Below are 17,588 nucleotides of genomic sequence, written 5' to 3'. Positions count from 1 at the left end.
GATTGTTCCCTTTTTAGAATAAGTCTCCACCTAACAGCTTATTTTAGAAAAAATGACTAAACTTGCGATTTATCTCTCAGTAACAGATGAAAACACAAGGCCATTACAGAGCCAAATAAATATAAAAATATTGAAGTAATTCAAACTATTAGACACAAAAAAGATCATTTAAACTGATCAAAATCAAGGGTGAAAATTCATTTTATGCTTAACCCAATGGCAGAGAATGGATTTCTTTTTATGCTAGTTACATGCGTTTTTTTGCAAAATAATTCTCTTCATATCTGCGTATGCTCATCTTGAAGAGAATTGATGCTCTGTATCTAAAATAAAAATAACAACCCTACTAAATGGAAACCACTATGAGTGATATCACCCCAGCAGTAAAATCTGCGTGCAATACCAAAGTCTCACCCCACATTAGAGCCAATATGTCAGAGCAAGAGTGGAAGCAAGCGATAAAATTTGACAGCGTTGATATTGGATGGATTGTAATGAGTATCGGCATGGCAATTGGTGCCGGTATTGTTTTCCTTCCTGTGCAAGTTGGCGTGATGGGACTTTGGGTCTTTCTACTCTCTTCGATCATTGGCTACCCAGCAATGTATCTCTTCCAAAAGCTATTTATTAATACGTTAGCAGAATCAAAAGAATGTACAGATTACCCTGGCGTTATTTCTGGCTACTTAGGCAAAAACTGGGGTGTAGCTCTTGGTATTCTCTATTTTTTGATGTTAGTTATTTGGGTACTGGTATATTCACTTGCCGTTACCAATGATAGCTCATCTTATCTGCATACCTTTGGCATTACCGAAGGCCATTTAAACCAAAATGCTTTTTATGGCTTAGCACTTATCTGTATTTTGGCCTTTATCGGTTCTAAAGGTGAAAAGTTGCTGTTTAAACTGTCAGGATTTATGGCAGTAACGGTATTAACTTTGGTTGGTGTTATGGGAGTACTGCTTATTTCTCGCTGGGATTTCAATAATATTCCAGCAATGGGAAATATGGGAACAATGATCAAGGATGCGATCATTACCTTACCGTTTACGCTAACCTCGATCCTATTTATCCAATCACTTAGCCCAATGGTGATCTCATACCGCTCCCATGAAAAATCGATTGAAGTTGCACGTTATAAAGCCTCTCGTGCCATGACTATCGCATTTTCTATCTTATTTGTTGTCGTGTTCTTCTTCGCAATATCGTTTACCTTTGCAATAAATCAAGAGCAAGCTCATGAAGCTATGCAACAAAATATCTCTGCTCTTGCCATTATTGCTCATTACTTTCCTGGAAGTTGGGCGACAATTACCGGAATTGTTATCAATATCTTTGCGGTCGTAACCTCCTTCTTTGGAGTATTCCTTGCGTTCCAAGAAGCATGTCGTGGTTTAGCAATGAATCTGCTGCTACGAAAATTTGAAGAGTCCCAAATTAACCGTCAATTGGTTAATAAATTGGTAACCGTATTTATTATTTTGCTGGCATGGTCTGCGGTTGCACTTAATGCACCAATCTTGTCGTTCACTTCTATCTGTAGTCCGATCTTTGGTTTAGTTGGCTGTTTGATCCCAGCATACTTGGTATATAAAGTGCCTAGCTTACATAAATACAAAGGTGTAGCGACCAATCTAATTATTATTACTGGTATCTTGCTTTGTATTTCTCCACTACTTGCTTTTATGTAATTTGACAGTAAAAGATACGAAAAAGGGCTATGGTCGAAAAATCGATCATAGCCCTTTTACTATCCAAATCTTTATCTTATTAGCGAGAACCTAGCTTATGACGCTCTTCCATTTTAGACATCAAAAAATCAATCAATAGCCGCAATCTCTTTGGCATTAAATTTCGCTGAGAGTAAACCAAACTGATTGGAACTTCCGGCATTTTCCACTCTGGCAATAAATGAACAAGTCGCCCAGTTTCAAGGTGAGGAAGACAAATAAACTCAGGCAATAGAGCAATACCCAAACTATCAACACACGCATCAGCTGCAGCTGAAATAGTATTAACCTGAATACGATGAGGAAGTTCGATATGAAACTCTTGCTCATTTTGTGATATTTGCCAAGCTGAGTTCACCCTTGCGGCATTATCAATTCGAATCTGGTAATGAGGATCTTTTAAATCAGTCGGAGCGTTAATCTCACCATATTGTTTCAAATATTCAGGGCTAGCAACCAAAATACGATGCGAAGAGTGAAATTGACGAGCAATAAGACTTGAATCTTCAATTGGCCCAATTTGAACGTAAAGATCAATACCTTCACTGATTAGCTCAACAGGTTTATTGGTTAGATCAAGATGGATAACCACATTTGGATATTGACGCAGATATTCATTGATATACGGAATTAAGACCTGTTGTCCTACTTCTACCGGCATCGCAATATTAATCCTTCCACGGACTTGATCCTGATTTGCAGTCACTTCCAATTCGGCTTGTGAAATGATGTCCATCATCTGAGCGCAAGATTGATAAAACAGCTCCCCTTCTTGAGTTAGAGTAATATGTCGCGTTGATCGCGTTAATAACCTAACCCCTAAGTGGCTTTCTAATTCAGCAACTTTTCGACTCACTGTAGATTTGGTTAACTCTAGAGCCTCTGCTGCCTGGGTAAAACTGCCACATTCGACAACTTGTGCAAAAATCGCAACGGTATTGAGATCCATAGCTTACCTTTATCTATCTAATGTCTTTTGTTGGGTAATGGTGCCAGTCATAATCAAGACAATCAACTATTTAGCTCTCTTCAATCAATCGACCAAAGATCAAAACAATAACTAAAAGAAAAAAGCATAAAAAAACGGCTTATTATCAAGCCGTTTTTTCTCATTACTAAATCAATTAAGCAATTGCCATATCTTTTGCTGGTGGCTGTTTGGGTTTTCGCTGTGCTAATGCAACACCTGCCAACACCATCATTCCTCCAATATAGTGGTAATAAGCCAGTTGCTCGTGCAGAACAATACTGGCAACAATTGCAGCAATTACAGGCATTAAATTCATAAACATCGCCGTACGATCAGCACCTAATCGTTCAATAGCTTGTAGCCAGCACCATGGTGCAATCACCGAAGCCGGGATAGCAGCATACATAATAAGTGGTAAAGAATCGGCGGTAATACCCGAACGATGACTTGTAATCAAAAGAGGAGTTAGCATGATCACCGCAAATAATGTCTGAACATACACAGACTGCCAATTGCTTATCGGCATTTTCCAACGTTTCAGTAACACGCTATAAAGAGCATATACAAACGCGGCAATCAGTAATAAGCCATCTCCTTGAGTGATCCCTTGTGCTAATAAATAAGAAATATCACCATGCCCTAACATAAAGATGAGGCCAGCTAGGGACAGAACAGCCCCGACTAACGCCATTGGAGCTAATCGTTGGCCGAGTAAAGGGACACTTAAAAACATGCTGATAAGCGGCACCAATGAGATAATTAAAGCCATATTAGTTGCAGAAGTGGTAGCTGCTGCAAAATAACCAAGAGATTGGTTTAATACCATACCAAGTAGAGCTAAAAACGCTAATTTGGATAGATAGGGCTTAATAATATGACGCTTGCGCCAAGCACCAATTGCGACAAAAGGTGTTAACGTCACCATGGCAAAAAACCAGCGATAAAAAGAGATCGCACCAGGATCAATAACACTAAATGAAAGTTTATTTACGATGGCATTTATGGCCCAGATCGTAACGGTTAACAGGGGAAATAGGTAGAACATAACACGCCTTAATGCAGAATTTGCAGGAGACTACTCGAATATACAAGTCTCAATAAGGCTATTGTGTCACGTCATTTACCGAACACATATTCGTAATCGGACATGTTGAGTTATTTATCAGACATAATCAGAAAAAGAATGGTATTGGCGATAAATGCAAAAAAGCGAAGCACTTGCTCCGCTTAAATTAATTAAGAATTAACGTCACAAAACATGGTTCTTGCCAATCGCGCTAGATTGTACGCATCGACATAACCAGAATGCTGACGACCTTCCCACTCAAGACCTGCAACATCCATTGCAGCTCGATGACCTAATCGCTTATTCTCAACATGGCGTTGTAACTTAAACAAAGTAGCTAAATTTAGGTATTCACGAAATGGAACCTTAAGACCTTTAGCTTCACATTCTCGTTTAAGAATTAAGTCATCTTGGCCCCAAGCGGCATAAATTTTATGTCGGCCACCAAATTTTTGCTCAATTGAACGCAGAATAACAGCTAAAGGCTTACCATTCTTTTCAACTTGCTCAGGTTTGATGCCTGTGAGTTCGGTACAAAACGGAGAAACTTGATCGTGTTCGGGCAGCACATAATGTTGAGCTCGACGAACAATCTCCCCAGTATTTAAATCCAGTTCCGCGACTCCAATTTCGATAATTTCACCAGTTCTTGGTCTTCGTCCATCATTCCAGCAGCACATTTCGAGGTCAAAACAGACTAAGCGGTCAAAATTCATTCTTCATCCAAGGATCACGGGGTAAACAGACGCGAATAATACCATTATCGTTTACTTGGGTGAACTTTGAGATGAACACTATATCCAGAGTTCTATATCAAAAAGACTTTACGATCATTATTTAGTGAGAGTGGATCTTACAGTTGTTGGGTATCGCTTTACTGCTTAAACGCACTTTGTAAGCATTAATGACACCATCATATTCGCCGTCAAAACCATCACCATCAGATTTACCTTCATTCACACCGTCAAACTCAAGATACACACTTAAATACGGCTCATCGCCCTTACCATTTGCAATTTGATCCAATAAATCTGCGTCAATATCAGCTAAAGCATCATTCTCTGAGTATAACCAATAATCTTTAGTACCATTGCATGGTGTAAAAGCATTCACTTCAAAACCAACGGTGTACACGCCTTTATACAATATTGGAGGAGTATCTTTTGCCATTACAGATAAACTTGTGCCCAAAAGAGCAACGAGCAATACAGGAATACGCCATAATTTCATCATTCTGTTTCCAATCTAGTTTTCCAACTGCAACAATGCCAAGTCAATTCAGCCATATCTATCCTTTCTATGTACAGATTTGTCAGGGTATTGATTGAACTCTTATCTCGAAGCCCGTATCTTTACGCAGAGAAAAGAGTCATATAGATGATCTACATATGAAAAATGTCTATCGCCCAATTTTTGATGATAACAACCCTCCAGCTGAAATATTTTTCGGTCATGAAGTCTTTTTGCCAAATACAGGAACCATTCCGCATTGGCATTCATGGGGACAGTTACAATTAATCAGTGGCGGTATAATGGAGTTGAAAACCCAAAACAAACGCTTTCTCTCTCCTCCTCAGTATGCGGTTTGGGTACCACCAACTGTCACTCATGAGAGTTACATTCGTCGCAGTTTAGATTATTGCTCGATGAATATTATTGCGCCTTTAGCATCGACGTTACCGAGTTATCCCTGTCTTTTAGAAATCTCTCCCATTATTGAGGCGATTGTAAATGACTTCCGTCGGCGAAAGCTGATCTATCCTCAAACCCCAGAAGACGAACGACTGGTTAAAGTACTTCTCGATCAGGTTTTACAATGCCCTATACATCAACAGTTTTTACCAACCAGCGATGATAAGTTGTTAAATCCTATTTTGGTCGAGTTAGAAAAGAATCCGACAAACGCTAAATCATTAGCACAATGGGCAAGCGAGCTTCATACAACAGAGAGAACATTAGCAAGACACTGCCAAGATAAGTTAGGAATGAGTTTTACAGAGTGGCGACAGAGAAGAAAATATATCTACTCACTGCACTTATTGCGCAAAGGAATGACAGTAAAAGAAGTTGCTCTAACTTTAGGTTATCACCAAGCCTCTCCTTTTATTACATTATTCAAAAAACATTCAGGAAGTACACCAGAGCAATATCGCCAACGTATTGGGATGGATATTCAAAGTTAGAAGGCTAAATCAAATTTTGGGTAAAAAAAAGCGAGCCGGTCGAAGGCTCGCCAAAAACTCATATATTGCTTTTCGAGAGTTTAGCTACTGTCTTATTACTATCCTTAGTAACGCCACAATACACTCATCGAAAGGGACAAAGGTTATATCCGAGATAAATAATAGCTCAATCCGTCAATATTTTGTCATGCCAATGTCAAAATATGTCTCTTAGTTTTGAATACCGCCGCCAACAGATAGATAAATGGAATTATCACCGTGAGATGATTGGCCATAACCAAAGTACACAGGCCCTAAAAATGAATCGATGGCAATAAATACACTTCCTGCACTGATAGCACTATTCCAGCTCATATCAGACATATGGTTCCATACACCACCACGTTCAATAGAACCGCCGAGATATACCGGAGATGAGAAAGCACCAAAATCATTATCAAATAAACGGTAGCGGTACACTAAGCCAGCAAAAGCACTGTAACGACCATTTAACTCATAGCGGTGATAACCTGATAAATTAAATAGACCACCGAGATCTTGAACATTAATCGGTAAGATTTCTTCAGAATCAGAACCACCACTCTTTAAGATGCTAACAACTGAATGACGACCTAAATTCCATGGTTGAATTAATGAAACGTCATAGTATGAGCCATAACCAGATTCACTTTCACCTAAGAATGCTGTTTTTGCGTCGATAAGGCCAAACTCAGAGGAGAAATAGGTTCCTTTTGATGGGAAATAAAAATTATCCAAGTCATCATAGGTAAAGCTCCAGTATGGGCCATAGGTTCGGTAATCTTCTTTCGTACCATTAACAAGTAGACGAATTTTACCATCTTGAATTCGATAACCCATATTAAAGACAGCCCAAGGGCGAACATTCCAACCAAGTTCCGCAAAACCAGTATAGTTTGCATATTCAGCACGAAGATTTAAGGATGAGGCATCAGCATCAATATTGCTAAATTGACGAATTTCATTGTTCCAACTCGCTCCAAAAGCACTAAAGAATTTTTGGTCATAATCAAAAGGCAAATAGAGTTCTGTATTCACCTTTTTCCAGCTACCAAGCTGTGCTTCCACCGTCCATTCACCACCTTTATCGGTCACATCGGTATAAATATATTGTGCCCCAAAGGTAAAATCTGAACGTTCAGAAAAATCATCTTCAAAGGTTAATTTAAAATTAAGATACCCCGGTCCCCAAGGCTTTTCATCTACTTTCATCACTAACACGTTTTTACCCGATCGGTGTTCAATTTCGTAACCGACTTTAGCAAAAATATCTTGAGACTGTAGGCGGTTAACCGCTTCTTCAAGCTCTTCATTAGAAATGATACGTTTCGTTTTCAAATCTAATAAAGCCAGTAATGCCGTGTCAGATAAACGGGTATGGTTATCAATATCGATCGTATCAATATAATAGGCACTATGAGCCGCCAATTGACTACGTCGGTTCTGCTTTTCTTTTAAATATTGTTCATATTGGGCAGGAGAAACTTGAAATTTAAGTAAAGCAGGCAACATCTTATTCGCGATATTTCGGCCAGCGCGATACGCTAGATCCATTTTATCGAAATCCGGTGCAAGCATGAAACTCACATCGGGTTGCATATAAATATCACCAGGATGAAGTAAACTTTTTTGGTGATCCGCACTGGCATTCGTCATGTATGTTGTTAGCTGAGAGATGATATTAAGTGCGCTTTCCAGATCTTTTTGAGGAAGTAAACTGTCTCGCAAATCGACCGCGATAATAACATCTGCTCCCAGTTTCTGGGCTATATCAACAGGCATATTATTAACAACGCCACCATCGACCAATAGCTTGCCATTTAATTTTACAGGCTTAAGGGCCCCGGGAACCGTCATAGACGCTTGCATTGCTGTTGCTAAATGACCAGAACTAATTACATAAGGCGCAACATTTGCAATATCGGTTGCAACGCTACGATAAGGTATTGGTAATTGATCAAATGATGATACAGCAGGTAGGTTATTGGTTAAATTACGCAGTAAAACGGCCATCCCCTGCCCTTGAAAAGCACTGGGTCTCGCTTTAAATTCCCCATTAAGATCTAAACCTAGATCGGTATGTAGCTGAAAATCATCGTTCTGCTGTTTACGACGTAATGTTAGATCATTTCGTTTTGCTCGATCATTGTAACCTTGATCCCAATTTGCATTTAACGTGCGATCTTTCACCTCTTTAGCCGTTAATCCCATTGCATACATGCCACCAACATAGGCTCCCATACTGGTACCAGTAATGACATCAACAGGAATTCGGTTCTCTTCCAAAACTTCTAAAACACCAATGTGAGCTGCGCCCTTTGCGCCTCCCCCACTTAGTACTAAACCAACTTTTTTACGATCTATCTGTGGACGATCTATCGCATCAGCAAAGATATTAGAGCTAAAACATAATGCAACTATCAATAACCCTTTTCTGACATGCATTCGATCTAAACGCGACATACTACCCTCTATAAAGATCATTTCGGTAAATAGTTATCAGAAGATAAAAAAGAAAAAAGGATTCTACCACGAGAATCCTTTTTCGGACGAGTAATCTAAATTTTATATACCCTTTGCAACATCATCTAATGCAGCCATGACTTGATCATTAATATGTCCAGTATGAACTAATTTACATACCTTACGACGAACCGCTAGACCAGAGATTAAACGTTCAATCGACAAATGTCGGGCATCTTGCTGACTATTGTATAATTCAACTGTTTTACTTAAGGTCTCATAAGATACCACTTCATCACCGACACGTAGCCAATCTAGCTTCTCTAAATACCCCTGGCACTCATCAGTGATAGCACTAGAGGGATGACCAGTCATAGCCGACAGAGCCGTTATACTGCGTTGTAGAGCTTCTGGAGATGTATATTTAGATAAAATAATCGTTAATTCATCGGCATTAATTTCTACCAAATGCTTACGCAGCTTAATTCGACGGCCAAGGCGTCCTTTCGGTCGATGTTCTTTGCGCTGAATGGGTTCAAATTCACCATCAATAATTTCGGAAAGCTGATCAAGGTGTTGCCTTGGCATAATCTCATTTCGAAGCGGATTTGGCATGGTAGGTGCCATATTTCGCTTACCTTCATTGATTGTTTTTGCACGAGAAAAACGGATCACTTCATCAGCATTACATTTAATATCAATTTGGTAATCGGTATAGCGCTTATCCGGATCCTCTGGAGAGATCGTTAAATGATAGCCCCATAAATTAACGGCAAAAATAGACTCAGAGATCTTATCTTTTGCTAATTTTCGCAATTCCCGAATTAAATCAACAGAGAAACGTCTCCACTCAATGTTTCTTGCAAGCTTTTGATTTAACTCACTAAGAAGCATAGTATCAGTGCCTTTACGCGACATTCGACTACGGAAAAACGTATACAACTGAAACACAAGTGTATGCTGACGCAATATCTCTGGTGGGAATAAAAAGAAATAGTCACGGGTTAATAATTCATCAAAAAAAGACGGTTCCCAAACCATAATATACAAATTAGGTTTGATACGGATCTCACCATCTTCGCCTTCTTGTGGTGCTTCTTCAGAAGCTGTGATCGTACGAGCAATAAAACGAAAACGATCACTTTTGAAACCTTCAGGCATATTTTCACTTAACCAACGACCGGTTAATTCATGTAACTGAAAGTCAGTAAATTCAATACGATCAATACTTTCACGAATAGAATCTCGCGCAGGTCCACTGTCTTTTTTACCGCGCAGCGCTAGAATATCGGTAATATAAACAGGTGTTTTATTCCCCATAACTCGAGATTGAAGTTCGTAATCAGAGATATGATGATCATGGTATTGCACGGTTAATGTAAACAGCGCAAATAGTGTCATCAGATCATCAACCGTCATGATCGACTTTGAAGATCGAGTTTCAATGATCGCTTTTGTACCACTAATCGCTACCATTGATTTTTGATAGCTCTTTTTTGTTCGAGGAGGGGCTAACGCTTGATCAATGATCCCAGCCCAACTTGTCGGTGAAACTACAATTTGATCGGCCTCATCGGGCATGCTTGGTGGAGTACCTAAACCATGTTCCGTCAGTAAACGACGGTTAACATGAGTTTGAGCTAAAGCCTTCGAGCGTTTTTTCTTTTCTTTTTCCTGACTTGTTTCAGAAATAAGACTTCCAGTACCTAACTGTGAAATTAAATGTGCTGGATTAACAAAATGATGCAGCATTGTTTTCCCTGCAAGCCCTTCTTCAAATCGCACGGGTTGCTGGGTAAATAAACCAAGATTAACTGCTGCTCGTAACCGTTGCTGAATGGCTGCACGAGTTAACTGCCCTTCTGTTGCTTCAACAAGCTCTGTTGTTGAAACCATGCCATCAACCGTTGATAAACCTCGAAGTGAAATTAGATTTAACAATTCAATGATGCTTTTTGTCACACCTTTAAAATGTTGATATTGACCAAGCCAATCAACAATCGCCGAATGGATTGCAAAAAGATGCCCATCTTTGTGGGATCTTGGAGCTAAGATCAATATCTTTTCCGTGGTTGTAGTATCAGTCTTCTGGGTGGTTTTCATCTGTCAAAGGCCGTAGATGCATCATTTTTCCGTAAGAGATTAATAGAAAAAGATCAATAAATAAAGATTTTTTTATTATTTTTTCTTTAACTGATCTTTTTGATTTTTATGATCTATATGATTATCTGATCTTATGATCTGGTCATTAAATACGCACTTAAGTCATTGATAAGTAATATTTTTATTTTTTTGAGATTAGGAAGAATGATCAACGCCTGCACAGAAGCATGATCAATAAGTATGAGAAAGCATGATCAACAAAGCCCCTAAAGCATGATCATCAAGGAGATGAAACGATGATCAATAACTATTCGAATCAATGATCATGATTTGATCATTGGTTACACACAGACTTATCCACAGAAGACTTCAAGAGGGTCTCTTTTTTTGAGATTTTCACCCTAGAACAATGATCAAGTAATCGTTTTTTGAACTCTATTTGCCCAAATTATGCTGTAGTTTACTCTAAAATCCAAAATTGAAATGACAATTCCAGTAAAGAAATCGGATTATATCATGTGTCCGATGGAAAAGATGATCATGGAAGAGCTTTTGTATTTCAATTTTATCTATCTATAGCTATTAGCGAGTTTTTATTATTGTAAAAATAGCGTCTAATCCCTTGTTGAATCTACGTTCCCCGTAAATTTCTCCTGATTTTATATGCTTCCGAGATCAAATATATTTTTAAAGCTTTACTTGATCATTTTTCCGATCATGAGACTGAAATATGGCATGATCTTGGTGTGTAAAACATCCTTGATCATCGTTCGGCTATTTATTAAAAATTATGGATCAATGATCAAGGTTATCGCCTTTCGTAGCTCGTTTAACTAAGACAATTGACAGTTTTGGCTATGAAATTGAGTAATTTCATTAGTGTGTTTAATTTTGCATCAAATACTGAAGATATAATTGATTCTACATCATCCGTAATTTAGCTCTTTTTTTTCACGCTTCCGAGATATGTTCATTTACATTGTAAATAAGTGACGCTGTAACACTTTCTTTGTATCCCTCTTTCTTGGTCAATTACCCTATAAAATTTCAGAGCTCATCACAAAAAACGATCTAAAAATTTGAATTATCCTGCAAAAAGCAATTATATATACTTATCTTTTTTGTTCAGCTATTTATTGTTTTTGTGTGAATGTGCTGTACAATATCGCTAAGTCTTTTATCATGGTGAAAAATAGAATGAATAGGGAACAGACCATAACGAATTTGCTCAATATTGCTGAGCAGACGAAACAAGTACAAGCTGACCGTATTGAGATTGTTTTAGAAGAAAGAAGAGAAGAACTTTTTCCTCCAATGTCTAAAGCATTAATGGAAACTCGTTCTGGTTTAACACGTCGTAAATTAGATGATGCAATTGCTCGAATGGAAGCAACTGGTCATCAATTTACTAAAAATAATGCTAATCACTACTCTATTACATTAGATGAAGCACACAAACTTATGGCTGCAGCTAAAAAACCTGCATTTCATGAGCGAGAAGGTGCGGGTCGAAAACCTTGGGTTGTTAATGTTCAGAACCAAAAAGGTGGTACTGGTAAGTCAATGACTGCTGTTCATCTTGCTGCATGTTTAGCTCTCGATTTGGATAAACGTTACCGTATTTGTCTTATTGACCTCGATCCACAGGGTTCTTTACGCCTATTCTTAAACCCTTTGATCAGTGTTGGTGAGCAAGAAACAATTTATTCAGCTGTTGATGTTATGCTCGATAATATTCCTGAAGGAGCACAGCTTAATAAGAAATTCTTGATGGATAACGTTGTTTTACCAACTCAATATCCAAATTTAAAGACAATTGCGGCGTTCCCTGAAGATGCAATGTTCAATGCTGATGCTTGGCAAGATCTCGCTGTAAATCAAGACCTTGATATTGTTCGCTTACTAAAAGATCGTGTGATAGACCCGATTGCTGATGAGTTTGACTTAATCATGATCGATACAGGTCCTCATATTGATCCACTTGTTTGGAACGCTATGTATGCTTCTAATGCGTTAATCATTCCATGTGCAGCAAAGCGATTGGACTGGGCATCGACCGTAAACTTCTTCCAGCATCTACCTACTGTATATGAGATGTTCCCTGAAGATTGGCATGGTTTGGAGTTTATTCGCCTGATGCCTACCATGTTTGAAGACGATAATAAGAAACAAGTTTCGGTTTTAACTGAAATGAACTACTTATTACGTGATCAAGTGATGATGGCGACAGTACCAAGAAGTCGAGCGTTTGAAACCTGTGCTGATACCTATAGTACAGTATTTGATTTAACTGCGGCTGAATTTGAAGGGGGTAAAAAAACCTTATCAACAGCGCAAGAAGCCATTCAGCGAGTATCATTAGAGCTTGAACGTGTAATGCATAGCCATTGGGCGAATTTAAATCGGGAGTAAACTATGGCAATTAAAACAAAAGATCTCAATGCTCGTTTATTTGGTAAAGCCGATAAGCGCCGTGCAACAACCCCGATTGAAGCTCAAACTGCGGCAAAAGATAAAGCTGCTGTTATCGAATTGGCCGTTGCGGGTGAAGAAACGGTAGCCTTTGAATTAGTTAAAATTCCAGCAGCTGAGGTTGCAACGAAAACGGTTGTGTTTACGGAAAATGCTCGTGAACAAGCGTTTTTAAATGAGCACGCTCTTGCTGATATTTTATCAACACTAAAAGATCGTGGTCAGCAATATCCGGCTGTTGGTCGTTGGATGGACGACGGTCGAATTGAAGTTTTAGATGGTAGCCGCCGTCGTATGTCATGTATTTTGGCACAAAAAGACTTCTTAATTTATGTTGCGAACGGTATTAATACCGAACATGCTAAGTTTCTTTCTGATGTCGCGAATGCGCATAAACCTTTGTCTCTTTATGAGCGAGGTAAAGAAATGCAGGCATTGTTAAATAATGGCAAAGTTGCCGATCAAAAAGAATTGGCTAAATACTGTCAATGCAGTGAAGCATTAGTTAGTGGAGCTCTTAAGGCGGCTAGTTTACCAATGGAATTACTGATGGCATACCCTAGTGTTGGTGAGTTAGGTCGCCCAACCATTGTAAAGCTACATCGTATTTTCTTTGGTTTAGATGATAATAAGCAGCATGAGTTAATTGATCAGCTATCACAAACTAATAAGCCATTGTGGAAACAGATCAATGCTCAGGGTATTTCTCGTATTACACGTGAAGTTACGATGAAGCTTGAAGAGATGGGAGAGAGCTTAAAACCACAACAACCAATTGAAAAGCCAAAAGCTCAAGAACTGGTTAAGGGTAAAGTTAGCTATACCCGTGATGGCGATAAATTACAGCTAAAACTTAAAAAAATGAGCGATCGTCAAGTGAGTGATATTCTTCAATATCTCACTGAATATCTCAAATAATCTTCTCTCTTATTTTTAAACCACATTAATCAATGTGGTTTTTTTCTATCTATTGTTTAGCAAAATAATTGACTCATCCATGCTATGATCGATACAGAATTTTTTTAGTATCGTTGACTTATGCATATCCAATTCTCTCATTATCTGACGCAGCTAATTCCTTTTTTACAGCAAACGAACAGCCGTCGACTCGTTGTGATTCAAGGAAGCTACGAATGGGCTCAACCTTATCTCAAATTGTGTACTAGCTATTATCAAGAACCGCTTTGGGTTGGAGAGCTTAGTTCCAATTTATATCAAGGCCGTCACATCAGTTATAAAAAAGCAAAAACGGTTTTAGGTCAGGAAACGGATTGTGTCATTTTTGATGGTAATTCAGATCTGAGTTACGAAGCTATTGGAGCCGTTGTCGGTACCATTAAAGGTGGCGGTTTAGCTATTTTATTCTTACCTAATGAGTGGGAAGAGGATAACTTAGCCTATCAACGTTTATTGAATTATATCGATATCAATACCGTCCTTTTTTTGTCTGAATCTCGCGCTTTATTCCCCAAATTGCCAGAGATAGATGATTCTATCGTACACACGGCTTCATCGGTTCTTGAGTATGGCGCTATTACTCTCGATCAACAAAAAGGCATTGAAGCTATTATTAAAGTGATGACTGGGCACCGCAAGCGACCTTTGGTTTTAACGGCAGATCGAGGTCGAGGTAAATCAGCTGCTCTTGGTTTAGCTGCAGCCCAATTATTATCTCAACGAAAAATAAAGATTGTCGTTACTGCACCGTCATTAAAAGCGGCGCAAAATATATTTTATCATGCTGCAGATAGGCTCGGGCTAGAGTGTCATTTAGGAAGAGAGTTATCTTGGCAGCAAAGTATGCTTGTATATGTAGCTCCTGATGAATTATTACAGCAGCACGTTGACTGTGATTTACTATTTGTTGATGAAGCCGCAGCTATTCCTACCTCCATTCTCGAACGAATTCTTAACCGATATAGCCGTATTGTCTTCTCATCAACAATTCACGGTTATGAAGGGACAGGGCGAGGATTTGCGATTAAATTTAAGCAGATCTTAGCCAATAAAATGCCTCAGTTTCGCTCGATTTCGCTACATCAACCCGTTCGTTGGGCTTCAAATGACCCTCTCGAAAAATGGTGTTTCGATGCTCTAATGCTTAATGCTGAGATGGCAGACTTAACTCAGCTGCCAAGTCATCACTCAGAGATTATTTATTCTCTAGTTAGCATTGACGTATTAGCAAAAGATGAAGAACGATTTAGGCAGTTTGTTGGATTGTTGATTAATGCTCACTACCAAACCTCGCCAAATGATATCCAATTATTATTAACTCACCCAGATGTACTTTGTTTTATCGCCTCCTATCAAGGTCGCATAATTGGTTGCTGTATTGTATTAAAGGAAGGTGGGTTTGATAGCGCTTTAGCTGAAGAAGTTAGACTGGGCCAACGTCGAATAAAAGGTCATTTACTTCCTCAATCCATAGCGGCTCATATTGGTTTGGATGCTGCTCTTACCCAAGGTTGTGGGCGAATCCAGCGTATTGCGATTCATCCAAATTGCCAGCAGCAAGGTCTTGGTTTGAAATTATTAGAGACAGTAACATCTCATGCAAAAACATTAGACCTCGATTATTTAGGAACAAGTTTTGGTGCTAGTAGCGACCTAACTCAGTTTTGGATAAAGGCTAATTATCAGTTCATTCGTTTAGGATTAACAAAAGATGCATCGAGTGGGGTACATTCTGCTTTAGCTGTATATCCTCTAACTACGAAAAGTGAGACCTGGTTAGAGTCGGCACAAACGCTCTTTGCTGCAAATTTGATGTATCAAAGAGTTGAGGTATTTTCTCAGTTGGAGCCTTCTTTATTGCTGCTATTGTGGCGATCCCTTAAGCAAGAAAATCAAGCTTCTTTTCTTTCTTTGGATTTGATGAATATGCAGCTCTCCGCATTTCTTCGCGGTGGAATGGGGTATGATCTTGTTGTTGCAAGTCTTGAGCAACTGATGATGTGGTATTTAAGTCAACCGCGTTTTTTATCTGAGCAAGATGAATCGTTCTTTTGCCGAAAAGTGCTTCAAAAGAGAAGCTGGTCTGAACTGGTTGTAGATTATGAATTAGTTGGACAAAAGCAGGCTGAGCAAAAATTACGATCTGTTGTTCAAGAGATATTTTTAAAATGGAGTACTGAACATGCAAATATTAGTTGATACACATACGCATACGGTTTCGAGTGGGCACGCATATAGTACGCTTCTTGAGAATGCTGAATTTGCGGCTAAAAATGGTCTCAAGATGTTTTGTACGACTGATCATGCCCCTTCAATGCCTGGTGCGCCTCATTTCTGGTTCTTTGCCAATCAACGAATTTTGCCTCGCTTTCTTCATAATGTTGCAATTATTCGTGGCGTCGAAGCAAATATCCTTAATCAAGAGGGCGACATTGATCTAGACCAACGTATTATTGATAGTCTTGATTGGGTTATTGGTAGTTTTCATGAACCAATATTTCAACCTGCTGATAAAGCGAGTCATACTCAAGCTTTAATCAATGCGATTAGTTCAGGTAATATCGATGCAGTTGGTCATCCAGGTAATCCGCATTTCGATTTCGACTTTGAAATGGTTCTTCGTCAAGCGGCAAATCATAACGTCGCGATTGAAGTAAATAACTCTTCGTTAGGAGGATCGAGAGTAGGGAGCGCACCTAGATGTTCTGACATTATTGCGATGGCTAAAGAATTGGATGTCTTCATTACAACGGGGTCAGATGCTCACTTCGCTGCAGATGTTGGTAATTTTACTCAAGTTAAAGCATTGCTTAAGCATCATAATTTTCCTCAAGAACGTGTAATAACGAATTCTCCTGATTCATTTCTATCATTTCTAGAGCTAAGAGGAAAAGAGCCAATATCAGAATTTTCAGTGAATTCGTTTTAATCTCTGTTTACAGTGTAAATCTTTATTATGGGTTTACACTGTAAATATCCTATTTTAGTCTTACCTTCTTACCTTCTTACCTTCTTACCTTCTTACCTTCTTACCTTCTTACCTTCTTACCGATATAGTCGTCTATAGCCTCATATTTAAGTCCAGGGATATCTCATCAAACACTCAGTTTAAAAATATTACCTTGCATTGTTTACCTTGAACTTGAATCAGCGACAGCACTCTGGATTCTGCATATTGAAGTCACTTGGGTATAAAAGACTAGAATTCTTCGAGGTTCTGAAATGAAGAATAGCGCTTGTTCATTGTGATGTAGATAAGTGCAAGTCTTGCTTAGGTGTGCTGCTGTAGCAATGTCTTTAGCTAATGAATAGGGGAGTATTCCTATTGACGGTATGATTATTCTAAAGCCTAAACCCATGACAAGATTCTGAGCCTTCTCCTTTAAAGTATTTGGTGTCTTTGATAATCGATTAAAGAAGATAATTTGAGTTTACAGTGTAAATATATAGTAAGTGTGTACTTACTTATGTTTTGGTTTACAATGTAAAGGAGACAATATGAAATATGTCTTTGCGACAGATAGAAATGAAAAATATCTGTACTGGCATTATATGTTGTCCTTAGCGTTAAAGGTCTTTAATTGATGCAATAATCAATCTTTGAATCTTGATCTGTCGAATAGTAG

12 protein-coding genes are annotated in these 17,588 nt (G+C 38.6%); 6 read left to right on the top strand and 6 right to left on the bottom strand.

Translation table 11 applies throughout. From position 1 onward, the window contains the following. The first annotated feature begins 362 nt into the window (after positions 1-362). Positions 363-1,691 (top strand): SLC5/6 family protein, encoded by a 1,329-nt coding sequence (locus CTN07_RS11950; RefSeq protein ID WP_005306292.1) that lies wholly within the window; start codon positions 363-365, stop codon positions 1,689-1,691. A gap of 79 nt (positions 1,692-1,770) precedes the next feature. Here CTN07_RS11950 and CTN07_RS11945 read toward each other — a convergent pair whose 3' ends face one another. The 4 genes from CTN07_RS11945 to CTN07_RS11930 form a co-directional block, all read right to left on the bottom strand. Further along, entirely contained in the window at positions 1,771-2,679 is a 909-nt protein-coding gene (locus CTN07_RS11945) for a LysR family transcriptional regulator (protein ID WP_005306295.1), read from the bottom strand. Positions 2,680-2,854: 175 nt separating this feature from the next. After that, positions 2,855-3,745, bottom strand: a complete 891-nt coding sequence (locus CTN07_RS11940; protein ID WP_005306297.1) for a DMT family transporter — start codon at positions 3,743-3,745, stop codon at positions 2,855-2,857. Positions 3,746-3,936: 191 nt separating this feature from the next. Then, on the bottom strand, positions 3,937-4,482 hold the full coding sequence (locus CTN07_RS11935; protein ID WP_036765889.1) for a 3'-5' exonuclease: 546 nt from the start codon (positions 4,480-4,482) through the stop codon (positions 3,937-3,939). A 121-nt stretch (positions 4,483-4,603) separates the two neighbouring features. Continuing rightward, positions 4,604-4,999, bottom strand: a complete 396-nt coding sequence (locus tag CTN07_RS11930) for a hypothetical protein (RefSeq protein WP_036765891.1) — start codon at positions 4,997-4,999, stop codon at positions 4,604-4,606. 155 nt (positions 5,000-5,154) lie between these two features. Between CTN07_RS11930 and CTN07_RS11925 the strand changes: the two genes are divergently transcribed. After that, positions 5,155-5,949: an AraC family transcriptional regulator gene (locus CTN07_RS11925; RefSeq protein ID WP_005306303.1), complete on the top strand. Its 795-nt coding sequence runs from the start codon at positions 5,155-5,157 to the stop codon at positions 5,947-5,949. Positions 5,950-6,159: 210 nt separating this feature from the next. Here CTN07_RS11925 and CTN07_RS11920 read toward each other — a convergent pair whose 3' ends face one another. Continuing rightward, positions 6,160-8,430 (bottom strand): patatin-like phospholipase family protein, encoded by a 2,271-nt coding sequence (locus CTN07_RS11920; protein ID WP_005306306.1) that lies wholly within the window; start codon positions 8,428-8,430, stop codon positions 6,160-6,162. A 102-nt stretch (positions 8,431-8,532) separates the two neighbouring features. Further along, the gene (locus CTN07_RS11915; RefSeq protein WP_005306308.1) at positions 8,533-10,533 is read right to left on the bottom strand and encodes a replication initiator protein RctB domain-containing protein; all 2,001 of its coding nucleotides are present in this window, start codon (positions 10,531-10,533) and stop codon (positions 8,533-8,535) included. Between the two features lie 1,197 nt (positions 10,534-11,730). Between CTN07_RS11915 and CTN07_RS11910 the strand changes: the two genes are divergently transcribed. From CTN07_RS11910 to CTN07_RS11895, 4 genes are all read left to right on the top strand, one after another. Next, positions 11,731-12,945, top strand: coding sequence for an AAA family ATPase (locus CTN07_RS11910; RefSeq protein ID WP_005306311.1), 1,215 nt, complete (start codon positions 11,731-11,733; stop codon positions 12,943-12,945). A 3-nt stretch (positions 12,946-12,948) separates the two neighbouring features. After that, positions 12,949-13,923, top strand: a complete 975-nt coding sequence (locus CTN07_RS11905; RefSeq protein ID WP_005306314.1) for a ParB/RepB/Spo0J family partition protein — start codon at positions 12,949-12,951, stop codon at positions 13,921-13,923. A 120-nt stretch (positions 13,924-14,043) separates the two neighbouring features. Continuing rightward, on the top strand, positions 14,044-16,161 hold the full coding sequence (locus CTN07_RS11900; RefSeq protein WP_005306316.1) for a tRNA(Met) cytidine acetyltransferase TmcA: 2,118 nt from the start codon (positions 14,044-14,046) through the stop codon (positions 16,159-16,161). Next, positions 16,145-16,891, top strand: a complete 747-nt coding sequence (locus CTN07_RS11895; RefSeq protein ID WP_005306319.1) for a phosphatase — start codon at positions 16,145-16,147, stop codon at positions 16,889-16,891. Before CTN07_RS11900 ends, CTN07_RS11895 begins: the two co-directional genes overlap by 17 nt. The last annotated feature ends 697 nt before the right edge of the window (positions 16,892-17,588 follow it).

This window comes from Photobacterium damselae (assembly GCF_003026815.1).
Taxonomy (GTDB): Bacteria; Pseudomonadota; Gammaproteobacteria; order Enterobacterales; family Vibrionaceae; genus Photobacterium; species Photobacterium damselae.
Note: the sequence above shows the minus strand (reverse complement) of the source record. Positions and strands in the feature narration are given on the sequence as shown.

Excerpts from the sequence above, each read along its gene's own strand:
- CTN07_RS11895 (WP_005306319.1), top strand. The coding sequence starts at position 16,145 with ATGCAAATATTAGTTGATACACATACGCATACGGTTTCGAGTGGGCAC.
- CTN07_RS11940 (WP_005306297.1), bottom strand. The coding sequence starts at position 3,745 with ATGTTCTACCTATTTCCCCTGTTAACCGTTACGATCTGGGCCATAAAT.
- CTN07_RS11945 (WP_005306295.1), bottom strand. The coding sequence starts at position 2,679 with ATGGATCTCAATACCGTTGCGATTTTTGCACAAGTTGTCGAATGTGGC.
- CTN07_RS11950 (WP_005306292.1), top strand. The coding sequence starts at position 363 with ATGAGTGATATCACCCCAGCAGTAAAATCTGCGTGCAATACCAAAGTC.
- CTN07_RS11925 (WP_005306303.1), top strand. The coding sequence starts at position 5,155 with ATGAAAAATGTCTATCGCCCAATTTTTGATGATAACAACCCTCCAGCT.
- CTN07_RS11930 (WP_036765891.1), bottom strand. The coding sequence starts at position 4,999 with ATGATGAAATTATGGCGTATTCCTGTATTGCTCGTTGCTCTTTTGGGC.
- CTN07_RS11935 (WP_036765889.1), bottom strand. The coding sequence starts at position 4,482 with ATGAATTTTGACCGCTTAGTCTGTTTTGACCTCGAAATGTGCTGCTGG.
- CTN07_RS11905 (WP_005306314.1), top strand. The coding sequence starts at position 12,949 with ATGGCAATTAAAACAAAAGATCTCAATGCTCGTTTATTTGGTAAAGCC.
- CTN07_RS11915 (WP_005306308.1), bottom strand. The coding sequence starts at position 10,533 with ATGAAAACCACCCAGAAGACTGATACTACAACCACGGAAAAGATATTG.
- CTN07_RS11900 (WP_005306316.1), top strand. The coding sequence starts at position 14,044 with ATGCATATCCAATTCTCTCATTATCTGACGCAGCTAATTCCTTTTTTA.
- CTN07_RS11910 (WP_005306311.1), top strand. The coding sequence starts at position 11,731 with ATGAATAGGGAACAGACCATAACGAATTTGCTCAATATTGCTGAGCAG.
- CTN07_RS11920 (WP_005306306.1), bottom strand. The coding sequence starts at position 8,430 with ATGTCGCGTTTAGATCGAATGCATGTCAGAAAAGGGTTATTGATAGTT.